Here is a 26,029-nt window from a genome sequence, read left to right as displayed (position 1 = left end):
CCTACATACCGTGATGGGTAAGATAAAGGTGTCCCGTAAATTATCGCGTGTGATATCGGTGGGCTCCGAAACCAAGTTACACCGCAGGGAGATGGCGTGTGAGAACGCGGATGAAATCGAGCGCGAAGGAGCCATACTGGAAGTACACGAGCCCCGACAGGAGGAGGTACGCTGTCGTCAGTCCCGCCGGAAGTGCCAGCCCCAGTGCGACCGCTCTGGACGGGACCCGATCAGGAACGAGTGTGCGGCCCAGCACAGTCCCGCCACAGACTGCTGCCCCACCGAGATTGAGGAGTGCGTGAAACTGTACCGACTCTCCAAGCGCCAGATCGAGTCCGGCAACGACACCGAGTCCGAGGATGAGACCACCGATTGTACTCGCGGCGTACCCGCCGGCGAGCCACCCCCCCGCCTCGCTGACGGGTTCGTGAACTGCGGGAAGCCGAACGACGCCGTACATAATGATCGAGACCGTCGGCAGCAGGTATCGAACAGTGAGTTGTGTGTGCAGCGGCAGACGGCTCAGATAGATGAGCGTGAACACAGCCGCGAGAGCCGTAACGAGCAGATCGGTCTGTGTTCGGGGCGAGTACTGTGACGGACGGACACTCCATTGCCGCATGCGCTGATTAGCTGATCGGCCCAGGACCACAGGGAGTGCCGCGACCGCGCCGAAAAGCGGGACGGCCTCGAGCATCGTGAGTTCGATCGCTTCGTATGAATTGGGGGCGTAGTCGATCCGTGGCGCGGAGCCGCTCCGCAGGAATATCTGGGACATTCGCTTTGGCGTAGTTAACACGTCAAGGCCATGACTGACCGCATCCGAGACGAACACCATCGCAGGTGCCGCAGGTCCCAGAACACGTTCGAACAGGCCGAAAACCGGTGTGAGTATCGGCGTTCCGGATTCACCACCTGTCCCGGTGGAATCCCCACTACCAGTCTCGCCAGCGCCACTATCCCCTCCAGCACCCTCAGTTCCGCCAGCGGCGCTCTCGCCACCCGTCCCGGCATCGCCGCCGGGTGTAAACTCGACGTTCGCACCCCCGACGGCGGGGAGCAACCGCGGCGGTTTGACCGGGTTGCCGGAGATAAGGAAATTCGTCACGAGCATTGGGACCGATCCAAGGAAGAGCGCGAGGCCGATACCAGCGAGGTGGACGAGCGAATTTCGGCGCGCAGTGACAAGGTCCACGATGGCCAGTGTCACCACGAGGAAGAATCCCTCGAAGGCATGGATCCAAGTTACCAGTCCAGCGGCGGCGTACGCACCGGCGCGAAAGCCGAGTGCCTCCCGAAAGCTGGCGTCAGCATACGCAAGCCGGCTCCGAGCGAACAGGTACACCGACATCAGTAGCAACAGTCCCACTATGACGTGCCGTTTCGGAAGCGAAGCCCAGAATCCGACAGACGAGGCGACACCGATTGCAGCACCAGCCGCCAGGGCAACTGAGCGGTCATGCCAGATTCCGACGAGGCGGTAGAGAACGACACTGGTCGTCGCCGCTGCAAGCATCGTTGAAATCTGGAACGCAGCTATCGGGAGCGCGGTGTCCGGGAGGGCTGTCGCTGTCAGCGCACCGGCCAGAAACAGGACGGCGACGAGACTGCTACCGACCCACAGAACAGTGCGTCTCGCGGTATTGGTGTGGCGCTGCCCGAGCACGCTGACGTGAGACACGAAAGCGAGTGCAGTGCCCGACCAGAGCCCAAGAAGCAATAGCCGGGGTGTAATGAAGGTAGACAACGCCTGAAGGGCCCAGACCAGCGGGACAGCTAGCAGGATCTGCCCGTAGTTTCGTCCGTACAGCTTGCTGCCGGACTCGTGCAGGCCCGGTTGTGCGCCGAGTGTCAAGGTGTACGGCGTCTCTGTGATGTGGAGCTGCCCGTTCGACACAGCGACGAGCGCGTTGGCTGTGGTGTACGTGTCGGTGATGAAAATGCCGACGCGCCAGTAGAGCCCAAACGTAACGAGCAGACCGAGCCAGAGGACATAGCCGTAGCGGTCGCCGAACACAGCCTTTCCAAACTGTCGACAGCGACCGCTGAACCACTCGGCGTCTCGGGTCATCGGTCCACCTGCACTGTCACGTTTTCAGCGACGATTGTCTCAGCGGTTTCGAAGCTCTGGACCCGAAGCAGGACGGTTCCCCTGTACACGTCCCGCTCCAGTGTCGACGGTCGTACCGCTCTGTCGCCTGGCGCGAGTCGATGCGTTCCAGACTGGCCCTCCGAGAGGACCTGCTCGTCTTCGCGGGAGATGTCGAGCGCAGGGACCGCGACCTGATACAGCAGCCTCGGGCGGCCCGTGACAGAAGCAACGGTTACGCTGGCATCGGGTACCCGGAGATACGCAACGTCCGTTCCGAACCGGCCGTCCGTGATCCGTATCTCCGATGTTGGCAGTTGGACGGAACTGATGGCCGCCGTCCCGTCACCGATAGTCGTCGGCTGCGTTCTGACAGCGTCGACGCCGACGAGCGGTCCCGTCACGACGAGCGTTACCAGAACAAACAGGGCAACAACCGTCGGTGGCTGACGCGGGACCATTATCTACCCTACACACTGCCGCGCCCAGATTTAAATCCCCCGTCGGCTGGTTAGACTGCTGTCCTGTTGACCGCAACAGCTACTCGATTGCAGGCCGTCGTGTGGCAATGACGTACAAGCGGTCCGTATCAGAGTTCCGCGCCGTCGGCATCTTCGACGGCCTCCAGGAGATCAGCGATGGAATCGTCCGGCGTCAATTGTGTCGACCGGACGAGCTGCTTGATGACCGCTGGCGGGTAGCGAACCGGAACGTTCGATTCCGACAGCAGAATACCTAGCACTTCTTCGACCGGTGTCGATCCGTCCATCTGGCGGCCGTACCAGAGCATGAAGCTCTCGAAAACGGTGACAATGTCGTTGGAAGCAAGCTGCTGCTGGTCGACGTCGCCGTCGAACTTCGCGGTCACGTCGAAGCCGTATCTGGCGTTTGAGTCGGCCATCTGTTCGGCAAGCCACTCGTGGACGTTCGCATCGGAGAATTTGGGCGTCGACGGTTCCGGGTCTGGTGCAGGAGACGGCGATGATTCAGACGCCGAATCCGATGAGACCTGGTTCCCGTAGGAGTCGTCAGTGCGGACATCCGACGAGACGACGTAGCGGCCTTCGTCGATTTCAGTGACGTGCTCGTCGTCGGCGATATCGAGCTCTTCGGGCGAAAGTACCTTGCCCTCTTCCGGATTCGGTTCGTCTGACCGCCGAGCCATAGCTACTAGTGTGTGAGGCTATCGTATAACTCCGTCGCTGGTCAGGGTGGATGAAAAGAGAACTGCGTCAAACCGAATAGATGACCGAATCTAGAGGGTGACTGCAGAATTACCAGACAGGGTCTCCGGGACGACCAGTCGAACCGTGCTGGTTCCACCAGACTGGGTGTTCAGTCGGACAGTTGCCGTTGCGCCTTCTGACAGACCCGTGCCAGCGGTACCGTCACCGATGATATCGTTCGCAGAGAACGTCAGCTTCGCCCGGTCTGCAGGGTCGTTGAGGACGTTACTTGAAGAAATAGAGTTGTCGTCATCTTGTACGTCCGACACGCTAAATGTCGAACTGTCAGCCGAAGCTCCCTGAGTTAGGTCGTAAGACCCGTCCGAACTGACCCACTGTGCGATAGTACTTCCAAGGTCTATATTCGCAGCACCGGGTGCTCGTTTGACCGTCACTTCAACTGTATCTACCGCGCCGCCATCGACGGTCCCAACCGTGGTCACGACCTCAAGCCGATTCGTCACTTGGTCACTGCTCTGTTGGCCGGTTTCCTCGGCGCTGCTCTGGAGGAAGCCAGCCGTGTTGATCAGGACGCCCGCAGCGATTGCCGCCACCAGCACCATCGCGATGAACACGATCAGGGTGCCGATACCGACCTGCCCGCGGTCGTCGTCGTTCGTTAGTTCCGTTAGCATTGTTGATCCGGGTCTGTCTGACCCTATGCAACCGTTCTTTTCGCCAGTAATAATACCTCCCCCCAAATTATCCAACCTGATAATGGCGTTTTGAAGGGCTGTTAGCGGGATTTGCATAGAGAACACCTATAATTTGGCCTGAAGACGGTGGCCGAGCCACAGCACCTCCAAGAATCAGATTTAATCGCTTCCGTAAGTTGGTATCAGCGATGGAAATGGTCGTCTGGTGTATCGTCGAGAGGTCTGGTACTTCTGGGCTGGTTGGGGTTCGGGTTATAGAATATGGACATCGAGACCATCGTCGACAGAGAGACCCGGTCGGAGGCTGGCCGGTCAGTTGGTGTAGCCGAAACACGTAGTCACTCGTACGTGACGAGACTGTACATCACGAACAGATAGCCGAAGGTCGTCAACCCACTGTTGACCAGCAGTAGCGACCGCACCCCCTCGAAGTCGTTGATGAACGCGCTAATCATCGTCGCAGCCGCGCCCGCGATAGCGAGCGAAAACCCCACCGAGAGGTGGAGCATCGCCTGCCGAGATGTCTGGATGTATGCCCGCATGGCCATCCCCACCATTGTCAGTCCGGCGACGACGAACACCAGCGTCGATATGGCATAGAGAAGTTCTATCATCAGCACTGTACAGTGCTACAGCGAACCCGTTATTAAATCCATGCTCGAAAATATCTTTCGTGATAACGACGGTTAGAGCCGCTTTATCGCTCTGACAGGGTCCGCCACGCTTCGTCGAGTTTGTTGGTCACTTCCGACCGTTCTTCGATGTGGACTGTTAGTTCGTCGTCGAAGTCGACCCTGACCTCGTCGACATTGCGCCGGTACACCTTGATACGACGGCGGTCGTCAGAGAGGATATTGTCGTGGAGTTCAAGCAGATCGTGTTCGGTCAGTTCATCGATCCGTCTGTAACACGTCGCGATGGGGATTCCGAGTTCGTCGCTGAGCTCCTGTGCGGAGACCGGTTCGTCCGTCGCGTCAAGGATTTCGGCACTGTATTTATTACCAAGCGTCTGAAGAATCTCCCCTGAATCCATCGTTATCAAATCATAAATTCAGTCGATAATAAAGCTATCGCCTGTGATATCGAGTGAAAGAAGGGGAAACACGCACTGCGGGGCGTTCGTGCGAAAATAGCGTTCTGTGTGTCTGTATCCGTCGTTCTACGGAGTAATAATGGCCTATTCCTATTCCTAAATTGGTGATTCTTCCTCGCTCATCATCGAGAAGGCGCTGGCGTTCTGGTGGACATCGATGCCGCCGCGGTCGATCTCCATCGGATAGATGTCGGTCTCGATGTTCTGCTTTCGCATCTTGGCGACCCAGACGTATCTGTTCACGCCGGTGTCGGTCGGCGTCTGGATGAGATAGATGTTGCCGTCAGTCAGATAGTTCTCCAGCCCGATTTCGGTGTCCGGGAAAACGGCCCCCTGTTCGTTGGTCATCAGCGTCGTGAGGCCGCTGTCACTGAGAATGTCGGTGAATTTCAGGAGGTAGGTCCGTTTTTCCTTCTCGTTTTCGAAGAACAGTTCGAACATGGCAAGCGAATCAAGCACCAGCCGGTCGTAGTCGCCGTCTTCGAGTTCTTCCAGTAGAATATCCAGCGAGGACGTGAAGTCGTTCTCGCGCAAGAGAACCTGCTTGTCGTACACCTTGATATCGCCGTTGTCGACGTGGTCCTGCCAGTTTTCGAAGCCGAGGGATTCGGCGGCCTCTCGGAGGTCCGACTCATCCTCCTCGAAAGAGAGGTAGATACCTTTTTCGTCGTACTTTTCGATGCCGTTGTAGATGTACTGGAGACAGAGGATCGATTTCCCGGCGCCGGGGTTACCGCTCACCAGTGTTGTCGAGTTCTTCACAATACCGCCGTTCAGAATGTCGTCGAGGCCCTCGATCCCCGTTTTGGTTTGCTCAATCATAGTTTCGGAAGGAACTGGAAGTTGATTAGATACTTCTCTGTCGGGAATGTTAAAAAGTCTTGCTGGTGTGTCGCTAAACAAACCGGAATCAGTCACCAGCGTGGACGATGGCGGGGTCCACCCAGATAACAAAACTGTCATCTCGCTTGATGACGCCGCGAATCGAGCCTGCGTCGTTCGCGGGGGACCGGTCGACCTGTTCCGGAGTGACCTGCACTACCTGATACACTTCGTCGACGAGCCAGCCGGCCGCGCCCTGCTCTTCGACGATTTCCGGGTCAAAAACGATGATACGCTTCTCCGCGCCCTCGTCCTCGATGCCGAAGACGACCTTCGGGTCAACAATCGATGTCGTGCGCCCGCGAAGGTCCATGACACCACGGACGTGTGGCGGGGCGTTCGGGACAGACGTGAGTTCGCCGATGTCGACGATCTCAGTCACGTAGTCGATACTCACGCAGTACGTTTCCGAGCCGAGCTGGAACTCGAGTACCTGGCCGGTGGTGGCTGACTGTGCTGCCATTGCGGTTCTTATCCACACTGTCGCGGATAGTGGCGCATAAAGGTGCCTGCTGGGCTATCAACTTTGATTACGTGGGCGGAGTATTTATTTCGGGGCCGAACGCGATTTCGAAGTAGGTATGAGGATGTCTCGTTCGCCGATGTCTCCTAGCCGACGGGAGCGTTGGTGATATGGCAGATGGTGTCCGCGCCGTGGTCGCAGACGACTCTCACTTCATGCGGAGTGTCATCTCTGATATCCTCAGTGATGGCGGTATCGACGTTGTCGCGCAGGCGCGTGACGGCGAGGAGGCTGTGTCAGCCGTTATCGAACACAAGCCGGACGTCGTGACAATGGACGTCGAGATGCCGGTAATGAACGGCATCGAAGCCACGGAGCGCATCATGGCGGAGTCTCCGACACCGGTGTTGATGCTGTCGGCCCACACCGACGAAAACGCCGACGTGACGTTCGAAGCGCTCGATAAGGGCGCGGTCGACTTCTTCACCAAGCCGGGTGGTGAGGTGTCGATGGAGATGTCACGCCTGAAAGACCAGCTGGTCGAGATGGTCAGCTCCGTCGCGGCGGTCGACGTTGGCGCGACGCGCAGCCGCGGCGGGACAAGTAGCGACAGCGGGCCAGCAGCGACAACAGCCGGCGGTTCGGCCGCTGACCGGAGAGAAACCGGGGGTTCGTCAGGTCAGACGGCCTACGTTTCGAACCCGACGCTCGTTATCGGCTCCTCGACTGGCGGCCCGAAGATGGTAGAAAAAGTAATGCAGACCCTCCCTATCGAGGCAGACCTCCGGGTGCTCATCATCCAACATATGCCGGAGGGGTTCACCGGCCGGTTCGCCGAGCGGATCAACACGCGAAGCGATTACGAGGTCCGGGAGGCCACCGATGGGGCGCGCATCGGCGGCGGTGAGGGCCTCGTCGCCGCCGGTGACCAGCACATGGAGGTCAAGAACTACCGGAACGGGCGACTGCGGACAAAGCTGACACAGGACGACCCGGTCAACAGCGTCCGTCCGGCCGTCGACGTGACGATGCGAACGGCCGCAGAGACGATCGACGACCCGCTCGTCGGGCTCATCCTCACCGGGATGGGCGAGGACGGCGCGGACGGGATTCGGCGGATCAAGCAGGCCGGTGGCAAGACTATCGCACAGGACGAAGCCACGTCCGCGGTGTACGGCATGCCAAAGCGCGCCGTCGAGACGGGCTGTGTGGACACTGTCTTGCCTATCGACGACATTGCGGACGGCATTATCGACACGATTACCACTGAGGTGACCTGACAATGGACGACCAGTATCTAGACGCATTCATCCGTGAAAGTGAAGAAGCGATTACCGAACTCAACAACTCACTGCTCGAACTCGAATCCGACCCCTCCAACACGGAGGCGATGGATTCGATCTTCCGGACAGCCCACACGTTGAAGGGCAATTTCGGAGCGATGGGCTTTGACAACGCGGCGAACCTCGCGCACGCGATGGAAGATTTGCTCGACGAGATGCGCCAGGGCGAGATGGAGGTCACGCCGGACCTGATGGACCTTGTCTTCGCCGGCGTCGACCAGATAGAGGTCATCGTCGGGGAGATCGAAGAACACGGCGAATCGGAGACGGAGACCGACGAGATGGTCGACGAACTCCGCGCCGTCCTCGAAGAGGGGGCCGCCGCCGCGGGCGGCACGGAAACGGGAGACGACGGCGACTCGTCGGACAGCGACGAGTCGCTCACCACGGATGCGAGCGTCAGCGATGTCGAGGTCGATGGCGATGCCGTCGACGAGCAGGTCCTGCAGGCCGAAATCAGCGTCGGAGACTCGGATATGCTCGGCGTCGATTCGATGCTGGCCGTCGAATCCATCGAGGGGCGGTTCGACATTCTCGATTCAAGTCCGAGCCGCGCCGATATCGAGGACGGCGAATTCGAGGACACGTTTGTTCTGTATCTCGACGGCCCCGACGCGGCGACTGTCGACGCCGAACTCGGGACGACCGGGAAGGTCGACAGCTTCGACGTGACCGACGTGACCGACGAGCTGATAAGCGGGGGAGACGCCGACACCAGCAGCGATACCGGTTCGGACGCGAGCGCGGACCCCGACCCGGGGGCCGAAGAGGAACACAGCGTCGACGAAATCAAGTCCGTCCGGGTCGACGTCGACCAGCTCGACGACCTCCACGGGCTCGTCGAGCAACTGGTCACAAGCCGGATCAAACTCCGGCGCGGTGTCGAGCAGAACAACCTCGACTCGACCAGCGAGACGCTGAACGAACTGGACAAAATAACGGCGAACCTCCAGAACACGGTGATGGACATGCGGCTCATCCCGTTGAAGAAAGTCGTCGGGAAGTTCCCGCGGCTCGTCCGGGACCTCGCACGCGAACTCGACAAGGACATCGAGTTCGACATCGAGGGCGAGGACATCGAACTCGACCGGACCATCCTCACCGAGATCTCGGACCCGCTGATGCACATCCTTCGCAACGCCGTCGACCACGGCATCGAACCGCCCGAGGAGCGCGAACAGGCGGGCAAACCGCGGACCGGCCACATCACGCTCCGGGCATCCCGTGAGCGCGACCACGTCATCATCGAAGTCGAAGACGACGGGGCCGGACTTGACGTGGACGGCATCAGAGAGAAAGCCATCGAGAAAGGCGTCCGCTCGCCAGAGGAACTGGACGCGATGGACGACTCCGCGGTGTATGACCTCGTGTTCCACCCCGGTTTCTCGACGGCCGACGAAGTGACCGATACCAGCGGACGCGGCGTCGGAATGGACGTCGTCCACGACACGGTCTCCCAGCTCGACGGGTCAGTCAGCGTCGACTCCGAACCGGGCGAGGGTACGACCGTCTCACTGCGCCTGCCGGTGACGATGGCTATCGTCAAGGTGCTGTTCGTCAAGGTCGGCGACGAGGAGTACGGTGTCCCCATCAAGAACGTCGACGAGATTACGGGGACGGAGGAGGCGAAACAGGTCAACGGACAGGAGGTCATCAAGCACAACGACGAGATCTACCCGGTCATCCACCTCGACGACACCTTCGACATCGAGGGCGAGACGGCCAACGGCGACGGGATGCTCGTCCGCATCCGCGAATCCGAGCGGCAGGTCGCGCTTCACTGTGACTCTGTCAACAGTCAGGAAGAGGTCGTCGTCAAGCCGCTTGAGGGCATCCTCTCGGGCACGCCCGGCCTCTCGGGCACGGCCGTTCTCGGCGACGGGAACATCGTCCACATCCTCGACGTGGTGACGCTATGAACAAAGGCAGCGAACGGACCTTCAACGATCTCGTTGAGTTCATCGGCGAAGAGATGGACTTCGAGTCGGGCTTTTACAACGACTCGTATCTCGACCGCCGCATCACCGCGCGGATGCGTCGGACCGACACCGAGGACTACCAGTCCTACCAGCGACTGCTGGAACGCGACGACGGCGAGCGCGAGGAACTGCTCGATTCGCTGTCGATCAACGTCACCGGCTTCTTCCGGAACCCGGACGCGTGGGAGCGACTGCGGCCGGTCCTCCGAGAGCTTACGGACGACAACCGTCGCGTCAGACTCTGGTCGGCCCCGAGCGCCGACGGCCGGGAGCCGTACTCGGCGGCGATGCTGGCACTCGACGATCCAGACATCGACGCCCGCAAGATCGAGATCACAGCGACAGACATCAACGCCGACATCCTCGAAGAGGCCCGCACCGGGACCTACACGACCTCCCAGACAACTGATATCGCTGATGAACTGGAACCACTGGACGATTTCACGAAGTACATCGAGCAGGACGGCAACACGTTCCAGATTCGGGACCGCGTCAAAGAGATGGTCACGTTCGAGCAACACGACCTCATCCGGGGCGACCCCAAGCGCGATTTCGATCTGGTGTTCTGCCGGAACCTCCTCATCTACATCGATTCGGAGTTCAAGGTCCCCATCTTCGAGACGATCCGCGGGTCGCTTCGCGAGGGCGGCTACCTCATGATCGGCATGACCGAAACGCTGCCCGCGGAGTGCCGGGATTCATTCGAAGCGGTCGATAAGCGACACCGCATCTACCGGCGTGTGTAGCGACCAATGAGCCTCTACGAACTGGAACGAGACGGCAAGGCACAGGAACTCATCCGCCTCCTCAGGGAGAGCGACAACGAGCGAGTCAAGACCCGTGCCGCGGAGCTACTGGGAAACTTCGACGCCCACGACGACCGGCGCGACGTGGTCAACGCACTCGTGGACGCGGCCCAGAGCGACAGCGACGCGATCACCGGCGCGGCTATCGACTCGCTTGACGAACTCGGTGGCGACGCAATCACACAGCTTATCGGGAGTATGGCCGGCGTCGACCTCGAAGACGACGCCGCTGACTGGGTGAAGGCGAAGGCGTACATGCAGGTCCTCGACGCCGACGTACCGGAACTCCGGATGGCAGCAGCGAACGGCCTCGGCAACCTCGACCAGGCCGACGCGGTCCCGAAGCTCGCCGAGCGCTTCGAGGACCCTGACCCGAGAGTACGGGCACGAGCGGCCCGGTCAGCCGGAAAGATCGGCGACTCGCGGGCGACGACACCGCTTGAGTCGGTCCTGTCGGACCCGAAGGCCGGCGTCAGGCGCGAGGCTGCCGACGCGCTGGGCAACATCGGGAATCGACAGGCGCTCCAGGCGCTGTTGCCGCTGTACGAGGACGACGACGAGCGGGTCCGGCGCATCGCCGTCGGCGCGTTCGGGAACTTCGGCAACGACCGACCGGTCGACTATCTCATCGAAGCCCTCTCGGACGACTCGGCCGCCGTCCGGCGGACGGCCGTCTACTCGCTCATCGAACTGCTGTCGAACGTTCCGACCGAACAGAGCCACGAGATACGGGATACCGTCGTCGAGAAGCTCTCGAACACGGACGACCGGAGCGTCGTCGTCCCGCTGGTCGAGATTCTCGAAGAGAGCACGCAGGCAGCCCAGCGTCGCAACACCGCATGGATGCTCGGTCGAGTCACCAGTCAGGAGGAGCGGGACCGGGTCATCGAGTCGCTCGTCGATTCGCTCAGCGACGACGACCAGATGCTCCGGCAGTTCGCCGCCACGAGCCTCGCCGAACTCGGCGGCGACGACAACATGGTGGAGCGGCGGCTGCTCAAAATCGTGCAGGACGACGATGTCGACCCCGAGGTCCGTGGACAGGCCATCTTCACACTCGGAAAAGTCGGAGGCGAGCGCTCCCGGAAAACGCTCGATAAACTCATCGACGAAACTGAACACGACGTAGTCCGGAAGAAGGCCTTCTCGGCCATCTCGAAGCTCGGTGGCCGCGGATGAGTCAGCCGAGTGGATTAAGACGGGCCGGGGCGTACATCAGAGCGATAGCTGGCTAACCGATGAGCGACGGAGAACACGCACTGGTCGATACGAAGGGGAAGTTCGTCCAGGTCGTCTCGGACGGGCGGAAGCGAAACGACATCGAGTGGCTACCCGGCCGGATTCTCCTCTCGAACAAGCGGCTCGTCCTCGCGACCAACGACGGCAAGCGGACCATCCCGCTGTCGAAGGTCAGCAGCGTCACGGCCAGCCAGATGAACCAGCCACTCGCACAGGTCGACAGCTACATCAAGGTGCAGGCCGGCCGGAACGTGACACTCATCTCGGCGAAGAAGGCCGAGGAGTTCCAGGAGAAACTGTACAGTACGCTGCTCGACCAGACCGTCGTCCTCGTCAACCACCCCGCAGTCAAGGGTGGCGTTGTTCAGGATGGCGGCTGGGAGAAGGGGCGGCTCAAGCTCGACGGCGACTGCATCAATCTGGCCATCGCCAGCGGCACGTTCGTCGAACTGGACATCGACGACGTGGGGACCGTTGAGGCCAAGGAGAAGACGATTCGGGGCGACGAGCGACCGTTGCTGGAGGTCGAACACACCATCGAGGGCACCAGCGTCGAGACCCACATCTCGGGGACGCCCCGACACGTCTCGCTCATCGAGGGACTTGTCCGGCAGGGCGAGCAGCGCAATATCGCCGACGACGTGGACCTCTCCGACAAAGAGACGCAAGTGCTGATGGCGCTGTACTCCGGTATCTCACCGTTCAAGATCCCGGACTTCGTCGACATGGAGATCGAGGAAGTCGAAGACGTGTACGACAGGCTGATGCAGGCTGATATCCTCGAGCCGGTCCGGACACGCCGGGAGGTACAGCTGGAGGCCCGGGGCCGTTCGATTGCGAGCGATGCGATGGCTGACCAGTAACCGAGACCGTGTGGCCGGGACGGACGGTTCGACGCGTTTTTGAAGCGCGGTTGATTGAGAACAGGTATGGCAGAATTCACGGTCGCCGTCTCCGACCCGGAGGACGGCCACACCTACCAGATCGACGTTGACGGACAGGACGCAAACCGCTTCATCGGCCGCGAGCTCGGCGACGAGGTCGACGGCGGCGCTGTCGGCCTCGACGGGTACACACTTGAACTGACCGGCGGCTCGGACACCTCCGGCCGACCGATGCGACCTGACGTTCGCGGCGTCATGACGAAAGAGATCATGTCCGATGGCGGCGTCGGCTTCGAGCCGACCACCGACGGCGAGCGCAAGCGGATCACCGTCCGCGGCCGCGAGGTCAGCGACGACACGCGCCAGATCAACGCGAAGATCACGGCCCGCGGCAGCGACGACGTGGCCGACCTTCTCGGCGACGACGAGTAAGTCACGTGCCGGACCGCGTTCCCAGTGACCACGACGCCGTCGAGACGCATCGCGTTCCTGTCGAGTCGGTGGGCCGGACCGACCGACCGCGGGTTACACTCCCGGACGAGCTCGATTTCGACGACGGCGACACCGTCCGTCTTGCACTGGACGGCGACCGATACCACGCTGTCGTCGAGACGAGCCTCGACGGCGAGCCGGTGATCTCACACGTTGCCGACAATCGGCGACTGGCCCGCGAACGGGACGGGACGAACCGCCTCGCGGAGTGGGTTGCCGACAGCGAGATCTCGCTCGGCGGCTCGGCGCACCTCGACGTGGTCACCGACGGAACCGAATACGGCCTCCGGACACCGGGCAAGCGCGTCGTCTATACAGCGACGGGCGGACCGGACTCCTCGCTGTCAGATATCGCTCGAACTCTCGATAATTGACGCCAGTAGCCCCTGTTTTCCCGAATAGATCCGATTTTTGCTGCTGATACTCGCGCGAAACGCTCAATATCAGTGCTGATGTACATCAGGTAACGGACGAATGTCGGAATCAGTGATCGCGGATTTCGTCGGTAAATTCAACTCCGAAGTGGCCGGTCGGGGCGACCCAATCAAGGGTCGGATCGTCCTCTCCCAGAAGCGGCTGGTACTGGCCGCGAGCGAGGACGACAAGCTGACGATTCCACTGGATTCTATCTTCGACATCGCCATCGGGCAGGTCCCGCCCGACCTGGGCGATTTCTTCGACTCGACGGTTACGATTGCCTTCGAGCGAAAGGGAAAGCGACTCGTCGCAGCTATCGAAGCCGGCGACGAAAAAATCGAGAAGTTCGGGACGGTACTGTTCAAGGCCGTTATCAACGGTACCGAAACGACGGTCAAAGAGCGCGCCCGCGTCGGTGGTCGCGTCACCGACGAGGCGTTCAAGTCGGCGAAACTGTTTCTCACGCCCGGTAACGTCGAGTTCCGGCGCAACGACGGGTCGTTCGCCGTCGACCTCAAGACGGTGTCGGACTTCGACCGGAACACGCGGGAGATTAACGGCAAGAGCCGGCCGGTACTGACAGTCCGGCATATGAAAGACGGCACGGCCATGACGACGCTGGCCGCGATGGCGTCGAACCGTAAGATGTCCATCCTCGGGCGCTATCTCCGCCGCGAATACGCCGAACTCATGGAGGAGCTCAAAGACGTCGAGCTCACGAAGGACAAGAAGGAGGTGCTGGTCGCCATGTACTCGACCGGCGATATGGACGGGATGCCGCTGGCGAGTATTCTCGGCAAGGACTCCTCACAGGTGTCGATGATTCTTCAGGACCTCTCTGCCGATGGACTCGTACAGGACGGCGCTGACGGCCCGACGCTTACGCCGACGGGCAAGATCGTCGCCAGCCGCCACCTCGAAGACGTGAACGCCTGACTGCTTGTCTCCGAGCCGCATTATCCAAAGCGATAATCGCTACCGTAGAGTGAAATACGACGGTAGTCAATGTCGGGTACACTATGACTGAGTGGGTGGTGCCAGCCACGTTCGCGCTCTTCGTCTCTATTCTCGCCGTCGCGTCGGGACCGCTCGTTGGCGCCGTGGACATCACCCAGGCGGGACCGTCGGTGGGTGACGGAAGCACCGCCGTGACCGTCGATTCTGTGCCAACAGAACAGGTTACCCTCAACCAAGGGCGGTTCGGGTCCGGCCGGTACCATCTGGACGCACCGCCAGCAGTGATGACCGTAGATCGTGTCACTGGGAACCCAGCTGTCAGGTACACGATCGATATCCCGTCGCTGTGGATCACCGCGACGAGCCGGTACGAGCTGGCCGGGACCGAAGGGACGCGGATGCGACTCCGGCCGAAGCCCATCGGCATCAGTCCACAACGGATCAACCGGGGTAGCTACGACGCAGTGCTGACGATATGGATCCGGGAAGGCGACAGAGAGCGACAGATCACAGTGACGCAAATAACGATCGAGGTCCGGCAATGAGCGTCCGCGAGCGGTTCACGCCTGACACCGGCGTCGATACCGACACCCTCGGGGTCGCAGTGCTCCGTGTGGCGTTCGGGAACTACATCGGGGCAACACTCTGTCTCGCCGCGCTCGCGTGGTTCGGGCTCTACTGGCGGTTCGGGTTCTTCTCAAACGACCAGTTCACCTTCGCGAATACGCTCGTCGGCGTCGTCGACGGACACCTGTTCATCGACCGGGCGGTGTACGGCCCCGCGTCCGGGGCCTCGCCGGGAACGTACCTCGTCGACGGCCGCGTGTACGGCCGGAACTACGGCATCGTAGTTGTCTCCGCCGTCTGGCTGCTCGCGCTCGAAGCCGTCTCGCTGGTTGCGGATGTCCGGGTCTTGGTGGTTGGTCTCTGGTCGTTCGCTGTCATTGGAGTGGCGGCCGGTGTCGGCGTCTGGCTCGACCGACGCCGGTTGTGTATCCTAGTCGGAGCTGCCGTCGGAGCCGCCGCCTTCGTCGGTAATCTACTCGTTGCGACGCCGCTGTCGCCGTACTGGTACCCGCTACTGGCGCTTCAGTTTACGACTGCGCTGGCAGCGGCGTTCACCGCCGTCGTCCTCTATCGGCTGGTCAGTCGTCTGTACACCGACCGGCTGGGCGTGGTTGCCGGGCTGACGGCCGCATTCGCGACGCCGATAGGGTTCTGGGCGAGCCTGCCGAAGCGCCACAGCGTCACCGCGCTGTTCGTCGTCTGTGTGCTCTACACTCTCTACCGAAGCCGGGAGGCTGATTCCGCGACCGTCGCCAGACGCTTCAGGGCGCTCACCTACGCTTGGGTCGGGCCCGTGACGTGGGTTCACGCCCCTGAGGGGTTCTTCTTGCTGGTGGCCATCGCGGCCGTCGACCTGCCGACCGCCCGGTCCAACGACCTCCGGGAGCTGCTGGTGGTCGGACTCACCTTGTCTGTCTCGCTGGTCCCGTTTTTCCTGACGAACCTGGCCATCTCCGGCCAGCCGCTGCAACCGCCCCGGCTACTGCCGGAGTACAGCGGTGACGTGCTCAGCGGCGACGGCGGAGCAGGCGGGACAAGCGGGAGCGACGCCACCGGCGGGCAGTTCGCTTCCGGCGGCAGCGTGTTGTCGCGAATTCTCGGCCAGTTCGGCGCGTCCTACGCCGTCCTACTTGACCCTGAGCGGATGAGTCGGATATTCCTTCGACACGGGTACATCGACAGTCTGTTGCCGAGACAGGACGCCGCGGTAAATCTCAGTGTCCTCGAATCGATGCCGCTGCTCGGTGCCGTCGTGGTCTATCCACTGCTCGCCGCCCGCCGACTCGCTCGCGGGGTCAGTCTCCGGCGGCCACGCCTCGCCGGACAGACGGCCCCCGTTACTGTCGTCGATGCGTTCACCGCGGTGTACGTCCTGTTGTTGCTCGGGCTGGCGCTCACGACACTCCCGCTACATCACATGCTCACGATGCGGTATCTCCACCCACTCTACGCGGTCGGCGTCTACTGGGTGATACGGCTACCGGCGGTTCGGCGCGCCCTCGAAACCGCCGGGCGGTCGGCCGCAGTCGGCTTCGGTACCGCGGTCCTGACCGGCGTCCCGCTCTATCTCGGCGTAATCGCGGTCGGTGACCTAGTCCTCGGCGAGGCCGTCCAGCTGTACGCGCTCGCCGCGCTGACGGTCGCTGCCGGCGTCGGGTGCTGGGTACTCCTCGACACAGCCGTCGGCGGGTTCGAGGCAACCGGAGCGGCCGTTCTCGGTGTCGCCGCTGGGCTGACAGCAGGCTATCTCCTCGTCTCCGGTGTCACGCTGTTCCCCAACACCGGCGACTTTCTCCTCCCGCTCTCGCGGGCCGTGAGCGAACGGCTTCACTTCATGCGGCTGTACGGAAGCACGCCGTCGTACTGGTAGCGGCGGGGACGGTGGGACCGGATGCGTCACTCCTTGTCTGCCGCCACAATCGTGCTGACACGGGCGTTTTCCTTGAGCTTCAGCCCCGCGCCGCCGACCGACAGCGGCACGCGCGGGAGCGTATCAACGTGCAGCGTCGGATGGGTCGCTCCGCGTTCGAGCAGTTCCGTCCGGGGCTGGAGCGTCACCGTCGCCGCGCCGGTCAGCGACTCGTTGTACTCAACGAGGTACTGGCCACCCCGTAGCGTCCACCACTCGTAGTCGTCAGCCGGGTCTCGTTTCTCGCTCGAATGGGGTGTGACGCCGGCCGGGTCGAGTTCGCCGCCGCCGAAGTCGATGCGCCCCGGCTCGACGACTTCGTACACCCCGGCGACGGTGAGGTCCAACCCCGGGCTGTCGGTCTGGGTCGGTTCGTGGACGATGTCCGTGACGTACTCGGCGAAGTCGGTCATGTGCGTCTGTATGCCGTGAGTGTGCCTAAAAGTGAGGCTACGACGGGACAAAGACCTGCGGGAGGAACGCGGCACTTTTGCCCGGCGAGTGACTCCCTCTCTGCATGACCAAACACACGGAGTTTCTGGCTGGCGAGCGGCCCGAAGACGTGCTGTTCTTCCTCCACGAGGACGCCGTCTCGAACCCGGGTGCGCTGGCCGAGTACGCCGACGAAGTCGAGGACGGGCACGCCCTCGTGTTGCCGGGCGACGACGGCCGGAGCGCGTTCCAGTCAGCGACCGGTATCGACCCGATGGGGCTGGCCCAGGAGGCGATGGGAACCGAGGGCGATATTGGCGACGACCTGACCGGCGCGGTCTGTCCGGTCGCCGAAGAGGAACCGGAGAGCGACCACACGACCCGCTTTATTTTTGCCTTCGCCGAGGAGCAGAACGAGGACGTGGGCGGCCTCTACGCCGAGGGCGACGTGGTCCACGCCTACGCGGTGTGTGCCTGCGGGGAACGGTACAGCGACAAGTGGGTCGTCGGGGAGTAGTTACAGCAAGACGGGTTCGGCCAGTCGGATGAGCAGTGCCTTCGGCAGGCCCGTTACGGGACCGCCGTCGTGGGAGTAGGGAACGCCGACCTCGTCACGGGTGACGCCGTGGCGGAGATGCTGGATACCGTCGAGGAGGAACCAGCCGCCGAGAAGCGCCCCGGGGACGACGACCCACGTCGGGCCGGCGGCCGCGACTGTGTACGCCACGAAGCCGAAGACGAGCAGTCCGAACACCACGTGGTCGGCGTAGTCACCGACAGCGACCTGCGCGGCGTCGGCAGCGAGCCAGACGCACAAGGCGAGCGTCGCCGCGACCGCGGCGTACCGTATCGAGCCATCGAGAACCAGTAGCGTCGCGCCGACGGCGACGGCGCTTCCGAGGTGCGTTCTCAGGGCTGTCTCGCGCGCGATTCGCGTGTGGAGGGACTCGGGCATCACCCGGCAGTGACGGCGGAGGGACAAATCAACGTTGGGTCGGGCGGTGAGACACCGCCACAATCCGCCTATCGGTCGGTATCGACGCCTCCCTCCTCTTCCTCGGGCAGCCGCCGAAACGCGTCCACGATAGCCTGCTTCGCCACCGCACCCTGCGTCGTCCGAGTCCACCTTTTTATCCTCGGAGTCGCTCACGCCGGTCGCGACTCACTCGGAGAAAAACGTGGGCGAAAAAGCCGCGCTCTCACACGGTTCGAGCGCGATAGGGATAGCCCACAGAAAAGCTACTGCTCGGTGTCCGTTCCTTCCTCCTCTTCCTCGGGCAGCCGCCGAAACGCATCCACGATAGCCTGCTTCGCCACCGCACCCTGCGTCGTCCAGTGGTGCGCGTAATCCATCATGTCGTCGTAGATGTCGGGCTTGCAGCCCGCGGCTTTCGGGTGGCCGCCGCCGTTGACCTGCTGGGCGACCTCGTGGGCGCGCTCGAAGCTGTCCGTCCCGCGAATCGAGGCGGAGCCGGCCGGCTTGACGATGACGGCGGCGTCCGCACCCTGCTCGCGCAGGGCCTCGGCGACCTCGTTTTGCGAGCAGCGGCCGTAGGTGACGCCGACCGTCCACTCGCCCACGTCGCGGAGTTCGGCCCGGTCGACGGCCTTCTCGATGAGCGCTTCCTTCTCGACGCGCTTCTCGTCGAGGAACTCGTGGAACTCCGGGGAGAGGTCGGGGCCGTGGTCGCGGACCGCCTCGATGTACTCCTCGGGTTCGCTCCAGTAGGACAGGTCCGCGAGGTCGTCGCTGCGGGGGTCGTCGCGTATCCAGAGGTCGTGGTCGCGGGTGACGGCGGCAAGGTCGGCCCACTGCTCGTCGAAGTCGTAGTCGAGTTCCGACAGCGCCACGTCGGCGGTACACACCTCGTCGGAGTCGCCGACAGTGCGTTCGACACCCGCTGCGTCCACGTCGTCTGCGAGGTCGTCAGGCCACTGGTGGTGGTCGAACCAGACGACCCGCTCGGCGGTGTCGACCAGCGAGCCGAGAGGAGCGATGTCGGACTCGCGGTCGGGACAGAGGTCACAGATGAAGACGGTCACACCGGGATCGGCGTACTCAGCGGTCCATTCGAGTGCCTCCGTAAGTTCGTGCGGGCCGGCGGGCAACAGCGCGCCCTCGCCGTGGGCCTGGCGAATCAGCGCGGTACAGGCCAGGCCGTCGGCGTCGGGGTCTGCGATGACGACGACGCCGGCGTCGTCCAGGGTCTCGGCGGCTTCGGCTTCGGCTTGCTCTTCCTCGTAGGAGTCCGGAATAAAGAACCCCTCACCGGGGAGTACGGATTTGCGGCCGATAGAGAGGCGGTCGTCGTCGATGAGCCAATCGTCCATGCCCCAGCAAGCGGACGTGGCGTCAAGAAGCCGTCGGGTTCGACCGTGACAGGACGCTGCCACGGCGGTGTGTGGGCGCGTCGGTCACGCCGTCTCGATACCGCGAACTTCGAACCGTGCGCCGCCGGAGTCGCTGTCGGTCACAGTGACCGTCCACCCGTGGGCGTCAGCGATTTGCTCGACGATGCGAAGCCCGAACCCGGTTCCGTCCGCGGCAGTCGAGTGGCCCGCCTTGAATACCTCGTCGCGCTCCTCTGGCGGGATTCCGGGGCCGGTGTCTGCGACGTAGAACCCGTCAGCAAGCGCACCGACGGTCACCGTCAGGCCGCTGGCGTCTCCATCCGGGGCGTCGGCCGGGACCTCCGAGCGGGGTCGTGCGTGTTCGACCGCGTTCCGGACGAGGTTTTCGAGGAGCTGTTCGAGCCGGCCCCGGTCCGCCACAATCGTCTGTTCGGTCCGGACTGCGAGCGTCGCGTCGCCTGTCGGGACGTTCTGCCAGCATCCTTCGGCGACTGCTCGGAGGTCCAGCGACTCCGTCTCGGTGACCTCGTCCCCGTTGCTGGCAAGTGTCAGCAGGTCGTCGATGAGCCTGTTGCTCCGCTCGATTGCCGCGGAGACGTTGTCGAGGTGATCGCTGTCACACTCGGTCCGGGCCAGCTTGAGCTGTCCCTGCGCGACGTTGAGCGGGTTCCGGAGGTCGTGGCTGACAACGCCAGCGAACTCCCGGAGGCGCTCGTTCTGGCGTTCGAGCGTCCGCTGGCGCTCTCGCCGCTCCGTGACGTCTTCCGACACCGCCAGCCCGGAGATGACATCCCCGTCGTCGTTCCGGACGGGAACCGTCTGGACCTGGTACTGCCTGTCCTGGTACTCCTGCTCGAACCGGCTCGAGCGGCCGTCAAGCGCCTCCCGGTAGTAGTGTTCGAGTTCGTCGGCAATCGCTTCCGGGAACAGGTCGTGTGGCGTCGCCCCCTCGAAGTCGGCCGACGTGAGGCCGACAGACGAGAGTTCACCGCCGCCGGAAACGGTGTACTGGCAGTCGCGGTCGAAGAGGAACACACCCATCTCGGGGAGGTTCTCGATCAGGGTTTCGTACTGCGCCTTCAGTCGCTGAAGCCGGCGCTCGCGTTTCGTCCGCTCGGTTACGTCCCGCACGAGACCCTGTACGAACCGAACTGACCCATCGTGTGTGACCGGGCTGGCGCTGACCTCAATGTCGACCAGGTCCCCGTCGGCGTCGATAAGACGCAGTTCGAGTTCGCGGACGGTCTCGCCAGCCGCGACCCGAGAGAACCCGTCGAACGCCGTTTCCATGCTCTCGTCCGGAACGTATGTCCGGAATGAAGTGTCGACGAGGTCCTCTGGGGTGTAGCCGAGAAGCGATTCGATGACCGGGGAGACGTAGGTGAATACGCCGTCGGTATCCAGACGGAATATCGTGTCGGGGCTGACCTCCGCTATCTCGCGGAACCGGCGCTCGCTCTCGCGTCGGCGCTGCTCGGACCGCTGGCGCTGGATAGCGTTCCCCAGCAGGTTGGCGGCGTTCTGGACGAACGTCACGTCGTCGTCGGTGAACGTAATCTGGTCGGTCGAGTGGGTGCCCAGGACGCCCCACGGGTCGTCGGTCCCGCCGATGACGACGCTGATACCGCTCACGACGCCGTGGTCCAGCAACAGCGGCGGGCCGCTGAAGCGGTCCTCCGTGGCTAGGTCGTCAACGACGACTGCCCCCTCGGTCTTGAGCGTATACCCGGCCTGGGACTCCTCGCCGGCCCCGACGACCGCGGTGCCGACCAGTCCGTCCTGCCAGCCGACGCCGGCCCGCAACAGGAAGTTATCGCTGTCGGGGCGGTATTCGAGTACCTTCGAGTACTCCGTGCCGAGGGCATCCGAGACGAGTTCGACCGCTTCCTCGAACAGCGTCTGTCGCTCACAGCCGGAGAGGGCGGACGTACCCAGCGCCGCCAGGGCCGACTGCTGTTCGATACGTGACTCCAGCCCCGCCTCCGCGCGGTGTTGCGCGACGAGGTTCTGGATTCGGTTCGCGAGCAGGGTGTAGCGGTCGGTGCCATGGCCCTTCTGCAGGTAATCGCTGACGCCCTTGGAGACGGCCTCGCTGGCGACCTCCTCGCTTCCCTTGCCGGTGAATAGAACGAACGGTATGTCCGGATACTCCGACCGGACGGTCTCCAGAAACGCAATACCGTTCGTCTCAGGCATATCGTAGTCCGAAACCACACAGTCGAACGACGCCTCGGCGAGACGCGCAAGCCCGTCGCTCACGTTCGCCGCCGTCTCGACAGTGAAGCCATCGCCGACACGTTCCAGAAACGTGGCGGCTACCTCGGCGAACTCCGGGTCGTCGTCGACGTGGAGTACGCGGACTTGACGATACATCTCGTTGTCTATACGTGGTGTAGAAATATAACCTTACTGTCAAATTTACAGTCGGTCGAGCGGTGCGGCCGACGCCCCAGTGCTTCGAGCGGTACCTCAGACCCCGGTTCGCTCGGGATTTGGCTCCCCTTCGAGCTGGCGGACGGTCAGCACCGGCATCGGGGCCTCCCGCACGAGTTCCTCGGCGACGCTCCCCAGCAGGTACCCGTGTTCACCGTGGCGGCCGCGGGTCCCGCTGACGATGACATCGGCGTCGTGTTCCACCGCGTACTTGCAGATTTCGTCGGCCGGATCCCCCTCGCGGACGGCGGTGACGAGCTCCTCGTCTGCCTCGGCGTCAGCGGCCTCCAGAATAAACGAGAGGGCGCGGCCGCCAGTGGTCGCCAGCGCGCGCTCCAGCGCCTCGCGAACCTCTTCGGGCGTCGTCTCAACCTCGCCGGTGTCGACGACGTACAGCCCGTGGACAGTTGCGTCGAAGCGCGCTGCCAGGTCCAGCGCCGCTTCGACGGCCCGCTCTGCGCTGCCGGAGCCGTCCGTGGCGATGACCACCGTATCGAACATACACCACGCATCGAAGCCGCGACTAAATACACTGTTGGTCACGGCGAGGGACGCTCCGGCTGACACCGCGGAGTTGGCACGAACCTCGGTGGATTTTTGCCGGCCGGGGTCGCACTGGCGAGTGATGGACATCGACCTCGTACTCGCGCCGGTCGACGGCAGCGACCAGTCGGAACGAGCGGCCGAGTACGCGATCGCCGTCGCGGAGCGGTATGACGCCGATCTCCACCTGCTGTTCGTCATCGACGAACGGCTCCACCGGGATATCGACAGCGGCAACGTGAGCGCGACCGCGATCGCCGAGGAGCATCAAGCGTTCACCGAAAGCATCCGAGAGCGGTTCCGCGACGCTCACGACGGTGCGTTCGAAACGTCGTCCGCCACCGCGTTCTCGGAGACGCGACTGATGCAAACACCGGGCAGTGTCGTCCTCGACGTGGCAGAGGACGTTAACGCGGATTTCATCGTCGTCCCGCGCGAAGACGAAAGCGAAGAGGCCGTCGGGCGCGCGGCGACCTACGTCATCGAGTACGCCAGCCAGCCGGTCCTTACCGTTTAAAGCCGGATCGCCATCTCTATCTCGAAGCTCTCGGCGCTACTGATTTCGAACCCGACCTTCTCATACAGCGATATCGCCGGGTCGTTCCACCGCTCGACGGTGAGCCAGACGTGGTCGATACCTTCGGACTGGCCGTACCCAAGCAGCGTCTCGACCAGCGCCGTCCCGATACCAGCACCCTGGTAGCTCTGTAATACGAAGATAGCGAGTTCGTGCTCGTCCTCGTTGTCTGGAACCAGCGTCGCGTGGCCGGCAACAGTGTCATCGTGTTTGGCAACGACGTTGACACAGTCGCCGTCAAGGATCGTTTCGAGCCACTCGCGGATGGCTTCCTCCTTGACCGGCGGGATACCCTGCGCCCGGTCGGCGGGGTCGAAGTCGAGATACATCTCGACGAGACTCTCCGTGTCGGCGTCGTCGGCAGGGATGACGTCGATGGAGCGGTCCTCGCGGTCAGTAATCGTCTGCGGTGGCTGTGGAAACGCTTCGGCGGGTTCGTCTGGATACGTGCGGGTCATCGGATGAGAGTCACCGGCGTCTGTGCGTTCAGGAGGACGAACTCGACGATGGGGCCGAGCTGTATCTTCCCGAGCGGCGAGCGACCGCCGCCACCGAGGACGATTCTATCGAACCCCTCGCTCTCGGCGATGTTCACCAGTTCGCTTCCCGGAGAGGAGCCCTCGACGCGTCGAAGCGGCGGTTCGAGCCCGCTTTCGTCGATACGCTCCTGTATCCGTTGGTGAACGGTCTCAACGTCGGCATCGGTGTCTTCGTTTTCGAAGAGAGCGACGGTCAGCTCGTCGCCTGTTTCCGATACGCGTTCGAGTGTTTCAGTCAGTGCCTGGTAGGACAGTTCGCTGCCCCCGACACCGAGCAGTATTTTCATACTCGGGCCATGCATGGGAGCGGTAAAAAAGCCACCCGGCTGAACTGTTAGGAGAGGACAACGACAGCGGGACGGCGGCGATACCCTTTTTCACCGCGGGCACGCATGCTCGGCTATGACTGAGGGCGCACCGCCGGACGAGACGGATGTCGAGGCGGCAGACGACGAATCGGCCGGACACCAACCGGATGAGCCGGCGGCCGCGGATGACAGAGCCGACGACGCTGACGCCACGGAGAGTGATACCGCTGACTCGGCCTCGGAAGAAACAGTCTCGGCCGAGTCAGGCAATGAGACAGCGGTGTCGGAAGCCAGTGACGTCCCGTCCGACGTACAGAAATACGACCGCTTCAAGAAGATCGAAGGCGGGACTTACGACCGCGCGAACGATTTCCTCCGGGACCGGACGTACATCACCGCCCGCGAGTGGGCCATCGCCCGCCTCTGCGCCGATTTCCGGACCGAAACGGGCGTCGAGATGACGAAAATCGGGGAGAACCTCCCGGAACTCGTCCCGTTCATGACGGACACGTACACGCCACAGGCGGTCAATCAGGCCCGCGCTGCCTTCGAGGACAAAGTCCGGAAGGCTGGCGCGACGTTCCTCTACGGTGCGATGTGTGACTTCTTCACCGCTGAGGACCTCGACGATGTGATGTACGAGGCCACCGAGGTCGCGAAGTTCCTGCTCGAAGTCGAGGGCGTCGACCTCGCCGTCGAGGACGAGATGGAGGCCGAAGACCGGATTTCCTCGGTGATGCGGGAGGTCCGCGAGCAGTCGGCGGCGCTGCGGCACGACGAGGTGTGTTGTCCGGAGTGTGGCAATGAGTTCCAGGTCGACGAGTAGACAGGGCTGAGATGGACGACATCGACCCCGACACACAGCCGTCGATGTCGGCCAACGAGGCGACACAGAAAGTGCTACGGACGGACCTGGCCATCGGCATCGGCGGCGCGGTGCTTGGCTACGCGGAGGCAGGGACAGCGCTGGTCGGCGTCCTGGCGGTGGTTGTCGGGTTCGGACTCCTGACTGGAATCGCGATGGCCGTCGTCGAACACGACGCGGTCCCGGGCGTCTACCCGGAGGTCGCCGCACTGGCGTCGTTCATCGTGCTTGCCGGGGCTGTCGCCGGCCTCGTAACGCTTTCCGAGGGGCCGACGACGCTCGTGCTCGCGGCCGTCCTCTCGGGCTTCGGTGTCGGTGTCATCGGCAACCGACTGCTCTATGGCATCGTCTTCGACGTGCCGGCGTACCGGCTGACCCGAGTCCGAGAGGGAGCACAGTCGCGCAGTCGGTGACCGTACCAGAACGGGGGTTCAGTCTGGGAAGAACGGCTCTGGGTCCTCGTGGTTGACGGTGACCACCTCGTCGTCGGTAAGCGGCCGGATATGTGAGTACAGTCCGTGGTCGTCTGCGACCTGCGAGAGGTCCGCGCGGTCGGTCTGGTCGTAGTACAGCGGCACGAGCACGGCGAGGTCGTCGCCACATTCCAGCGCGACAAGCAGGAACACCATCCCGTCGCCGGTCGCCCGGAACACCTCGGAGCGGTCGACGGTGCGGTCTTCGAGCGCGTCGGCGACCCGCCGGAATTCGTCGCCGGGAACCACGACATCGAAGCCGAGCCGCCGGGTCTCTGGCTCGTACTCGCCGGTTTGTTCGGCCATTGTCCGCGGCTCGCCGGTCAGTACCGTCACGTCGCCGGGGTGGAGTTCGATGGTCTCGCGGCCGTCGTCGCGGTACTGTGTTGCCGTCGCCGCCATGTCGTCGATGACCTGCTCCCAGTGACCGACGACACGGCCGAAGGGGTTAGATTCGGGGTCGGCAGGGTCGTTCATACGTCGAGTGTGGCGGCGGCCGGGATAA

30 protein-coding genes are annotated in these 26,029 nt (G+C 62.9%); 14 read left to right on the top strand and 16 right to left on the bottom strand.

The window, feature by feature from the left end; translation table 11 throughout:
• Positions 1 to 76: 76 nt before the first annotated feature.
• The 8 genes from AMS69_RS06105 to AMS69_RS06070 form a co-directional block, all read right to left on the bottom strand.
• A complete protein-coding gene (locus AMS69_RS06105) occupies positions 77 to 2,071 on the bottom strand; it encodes a hypothetical protein (protein WP_053967194.1) in 1,995 nt (664 codons plus the stop codon).
• Positions 2,068 to 2,550: a hypothetical protein gene (locus AMS69_RS06100; RefSeq protein ID WP_053967193.1), complete on the bottom strand. Its 483-nt coding sequence runs from the start codon at positions 2,548 to 2,550 to the stop codon at positions 2,068 to 2,070. The genes AMS69_RS06105 and AMS69_RS06100 overlap by 4 nt, the downstream gene beginning before the upstream one ends.
• A 128-nt stretch (positions 2,551 to 2,678) precedes the next feature.
• Entirely contained in the window at positions 2,679 to 3,254 is a 576-nt protein-coding gene (locus AMS69_RS06095; RefSeq protein ID WP_053967192.1) for a DUF7500 family protein, read from the bottom strand.
• A 90-nt stretch (positions 3,255 to 3,344) separates the two neighbouring features.
• Positions 3,345 to 3,950 (bottom strand): archaellin/type IV pilin N-terminal domain-containing protein, encoded by a 606-nt coding sequence (locus AMS69_RS06090; RefSeq protein ID WP_053967191.1) that lies wholly within the window; start codon positions 3,948 to 3,950, stop codon positions 3,345 to 3,347.
• Positions 3,951 to 4,309: 359 nt separating this feature from the next.
• Positions 4,310 to 4,585, bottom strand: a complete 276-nt coding sequence (locus AMS69_RS06085; protein ID WP_004590763.1) for a DUF7521 family protein — start codon at positions 4,583 to 4,585, stop codon at positions 4,310 to 4,312.
• Positions 4,586 to 4,668: 83 nt separating this feature from the next.
• Complete coding sequence (locus tag AMS69_RS06080) at positions 4,669 to 5,004, bottom strand: ArsR/SmtB family transcription factor (protein WP_004515272.1); 336 nt, start codon at positions 5,002 to 5,004, stop codon at positions 4,669 to 4,671.
• 156 nt (positions 5,005 to 5,160) lie between these two features.
• Positions 5,161 to 5,886, bottom strand: coding sequence for an RAD55 family ATPase (locus AMS69_RS06075; protein WP_053967190.1), 726 nt, complete (start codon positions 5,884 to 5,886; stop codon positions 5,161 to 5,163).
• A gap of 88 nt (positions 5,887 to 5,974) precedes the next feature.
• Positions 5,975 to 6,409, bottom strand: a complete 435-nt coding sequence (locus AMS69_RS06070) for a chemotaxis protein CheW (protein ID WP_004515274.1) — start codon at positions 6,407 to 6,409, stop codon at positions 5,975 to 5,977.
• 170 nt (positions 6,410 to 6,579) lie between these two features.
• Here AMS69_RS06070 and cheB point away from each other — a divergent pair, with 170 nt between their 5' ends.
• The 10 genes from cheB (at position 6,580) to AMS69_RS06020 (ending at position 16,963) form a co-directional block, all read left to right on the top strand.
• Positions 6,580 to 7,689, top strand: a complete 1,110-nt coding sequence (gene cheB, locus AMS69_RS06065; RefSeq protein ID WP_053967189.1) for a chemotaxis-specific protein-glutamate methyltransferase CheB — start codon at positions 6,580 to 6,582, stop codon at positions 7,687 to 7,689.
• Positions 7,690 to 7,691: 2 nt separating this feature from the next.
• Complete coding sequence (cheA, locus tag AMS69_RS06060) at positions 7,692 to 9,671, top strand: chemotaxis protein CheA (RefSeq protein ID WP_053967188.1); 1,980 nt, start codon at positions 7,692 to 7,694, stop codon at positions 9,669 to 9,671.
• Positions 9,668 to 10,477: a CheR family methyltransferase gene (locus tag AMS69_RS06055; RefSeq protein WP_053967187.1), complete on the top strand. Its 810-nt coding sequence runs from the start codon at positions 9,668 to 9,670 to the stop codon at positions 10,475 to 10,477. The genes cheA and AMS69_RS06055 overlap by 4 nt, the downstream gene beginning before the upstream one ends.
• A 6-nt stretch (positions 10,478 to 10,483) precedes the next feature.
• Positions 10,484 to 11,716 carry a HEAT repeat domain-containing protein gene (locus tag AMS69_RS06050; protein WP_053967186.1) on the top strand — a complete coding sequence of 411 codons (1,233 nt, stop codon included), beginning with the start codon at positions 10,484 to 10,486 and terminating at the stop codon, positions 11,714 to 11,716.
• 59 nt (positions 11,717 to 11,775) lie between these two features.
• Positions 11,776 to 12,639, top strand: coding sequence for a CheF family chemotaxis protein (locus tag AMS69_RS06045; protein WP_053967185.1), 864 nt, complete (start codon positions 11,776 to 11,778; stop codon positions 12,637 to 12,639).
• 66 nt (positions 12,640 to 12,705) lie between these two features.
• On the top strand, positions 12,706 to 13,092 hold the full coding sequence (locus AMS69_RS06040; RefSeq protein ID WP_053967184.1) for a 30S ribosomal protein S6e: 387 nt from the start codon (positions 12,706 to 12,708) through the stop codon (positions 13,090 to 13,092).
• A 5-nt stretch (positions 13,093 to 13,097) separates the two neighbouring features.
• Complete coding sequence (locus tag AMS69_RS06035; RefSeq protein WP_053967183.1) at positions 13,098 to 13,526, top strand: DUF7112 family protein; 429 nt, start codon at positions 13,098 to 13,100, stop codon at positions 13,524 to 13,526.
• 100 nt (positions 13,527 to 13,626) lie between these two features.
• Positions 13,627 to 14,505 carry a CheF family chemotaxis protein gene (locus tag AMS69_RS06030; protein WP_053967182.1) on the top strand — a complete coding sequence of 293 codons (879 nt, stop codon included), beginning with the start codon at positions 13,627 to 13,629 and terminating at the stop codon, positions 14,503 to 14,505.
• 83 nt (positions 14,506 to 14,588) lie between these two features.
• On the top strand, positions 14,589 to 15,071 hold the full coding sequence (locus tag AMS69_RS06025) for a hypothetical protein (protein WP_053967181.1): 483 nt from the start codon (positions 14,589 to 14,591) through the stop codon (positions 15,069 to 15,071).
• A complete protein-coding gene (locus AMS69_RS06020) occupies positions 15,068 to 16,963 on the top strand; it encodes a hypothetical protein (RefSeq protein WP_053967180.1) in 1,896 nt (631 codons plus the stop codon). The genes AMS69_RS06025 and AMS69_RS06020 overlap by 4 nt, the downstream gene beginning before the upstream one ends.
• A 26-nt stretch (positions 16,964 to 16,989) precedes the next feature.
• Here the strand turns inward: AMS69_RS06020 and AMS69_RS06015 are convergent, their stop codons facing one another.
• Positions 16,990 to 17,415 (bottom strand): dCTP deaminase, encoded by a 426-nt coding sequence (locus tag AMS69_RS06015; RefSeq protein WP_053967179.1) that lies wholly within the window; start codon positions 17,413 to 17,415, stop codon positions 16,990 to 16,992.
• Between the two features lie 104 nt (positions 17,416 to 17,519).
• Here AMS69_RS06015 and AMS69_RS06010 point away from each other — a divergent pair, with 104 nt between their 5' ends.
• A complete protein-coding gene (locus AMS69_RS06010) occupies positions 17,520 to 17,951 on the top strand; it encodes a DUF5807 family protein (RefSeq protein WP_053967178.1) in 432 nt (143 codons plus the stop codon).
• Here AMS69_RS06010 and AMS69_RS06005 read toward each other — a convergent pair whose 3' ends face one another.
• The 4 genes from AMS69_RS06005 to AMS69_RS05990 all read right to left on the bottom strand — a co-directional run bounded on the left by AMS69_RS06005 (position 17,952) and on the right by AMS69_RS05990 (position 22,720).
• The gene (locus tag AMS69_RS06005) at positions 17,952 to 18,389 is read right to left on the bottom strand and encodes a hypothetical protein (RefSeq protein ID WP_053967177.1); all 438 of its coding nucleotides are present in this window, start codon (positions 18,387 to 18,389) and stop codon (positions 17,952 to 17,954) included.
• 284 nt (positions 18,390 to 18,673) lie between these two features.
• Positions 18,674 to 19,765 (bottom strand): DHH family phosphoesterase, encoded by a 1,092-nt coding sequence (locus AMS69_RS06000; RefSeq protein WP_053967176.1) that lies wholly within the window; start codon positions 19,763 to 19,765, stop codon positions 18,674 to 18,676.
• Between the two features lie 84 nt (positions 19,766 to 19,849).
• Positions 19,850 to 22,159 (bottom strand): PAS domain S-box protein, encoded by a 2,310-nt coding sequence (locus AMS69_RS20405; RefSeq protein WP_162230985.1) that lies wholly within the window; start codon positions 22,157 to 22,159, stop codon positions 19,850 to 19,852.
• A gap of 96 nt (positions 22,160 to 22,255) precedes the next feature.
• Entirely contained in the window at positions 22,256 to 22,720 is a 465-nt protein-coding gene (locus AMS69_RS05990) for a universal stress protein (RefSeq protein ID WP_053967175.1), read from the bottom strand.
• 124 nt (positions 22,721 to 22,844) lie between these two features.
• On the opposite strand from AMS69_RS05990, the gene AMS69_RS05985 reads away from it, so the two are divergent.
• Positions 22,845 to 23,279 (top strand): universal stress protein, encoded by a 435-nt coding sequence (locus tag AMS69_RS05985; RefSeq protein WP_053967174.1) that lies wholly within the window; start codon positions 22,845 to 22,847, stop codon positions 23,277 to 23,279.
• On the opposite strand, the gene AMS69_RS05980 is transcribed toward AMS69_RS05985, so the two are convergent.
• Together AMS69_RS05980 and AMS69_RS05975 are read right to left on the bottom strand one after the other, a co-directional pair.
• Entirely contained in the window at positions 23,276 to 23,797 is a 522-nt protein-coding gene (locus AMS69_RS05980; protein WP_053967173.1) for a GNAT family N-acetyltransferase, read from the bottom strand. The genes AMS69_RS05985 and AMS69_RS05980 overlap by 4 nt on opposite strands.
• A complete protein-coding gene (locus tag AMS69_RS05975) occupies positions 23,794 to 24,165 on the bottom strand; it encodes a universal stress protein (RefSeq protein WP_004515292.1) in 372 nt (123 codons plus the stop codon). The genes AMS69_RS05980 and AMS69_RS05975 overlap by 4 nt, the downstream gene beginning before the upstream one ends.
• 115 nt (positions 24,166 to 24,280) lie before the next feature.
• On the opposite strand from AMS69_RS05975, the gene AMS69_RS05970 reads away from it, so the two are divergent.
• Together AMS69_RS05970 and AMS69_RS05965 are read left to right on the top strand one after the other, a co-directional pair.
• A complete protein-coding gene (locus AMS69_RS05970) occupies positions 24,281 to 25,012 on the top strand; it encodes a DUF5806 family protein (protein ID WP_053967172.1) in 732 nt (243 codons plus the stop codon).
• An 11-nt stretch (positions 25,013 to 25,023) separates the two neighbouring features.
• A complete protein-coding gene (locus AMS69_RS05965; RefSeq protein ID WP_053967171.1) occupies positions 25,024 to 25,464 on the top strand; it encodes a hypothetical protein in 441 nt (146 codons plus the stop codon).
• Between the two features lie 18 nt (positions 25,465 to 25,482).
• Here the strand turns inward: AMS69_RS05965 and AMS69_RS05960 are convergent, their stop codons facing one another.
• On the bottom strand, positions 25,483 to 26,001 hold the full coding sequence (locus AMS69_RS05960) for a DUF7529 family protein (protein ID WP_053967170.1): 519 nt from the start codon (positions 25,999 to 26,001) through the stop codon (positions 25,483 to 25,485).
• Positions 26,002 to 26,029 lie beyond the last annotated feature (28 nt).

Origin of the sequence: Haloarcula rubripromontorii, from assembly GCF_001280425.1 — an archaeon.
In the GTDB taxonomy this organism is placed as follows: domain Archaea; phylum Halobacteriota; class Halobacteria; order Halobacteriales; family Haloarculaceae; genus Haloarcula; species Haloarcula rubripromontorii.
Note: the sequence above shows the minus strand (reverse complement) of the source record. Positions and strands in the feature narration are given on the sequence as shown.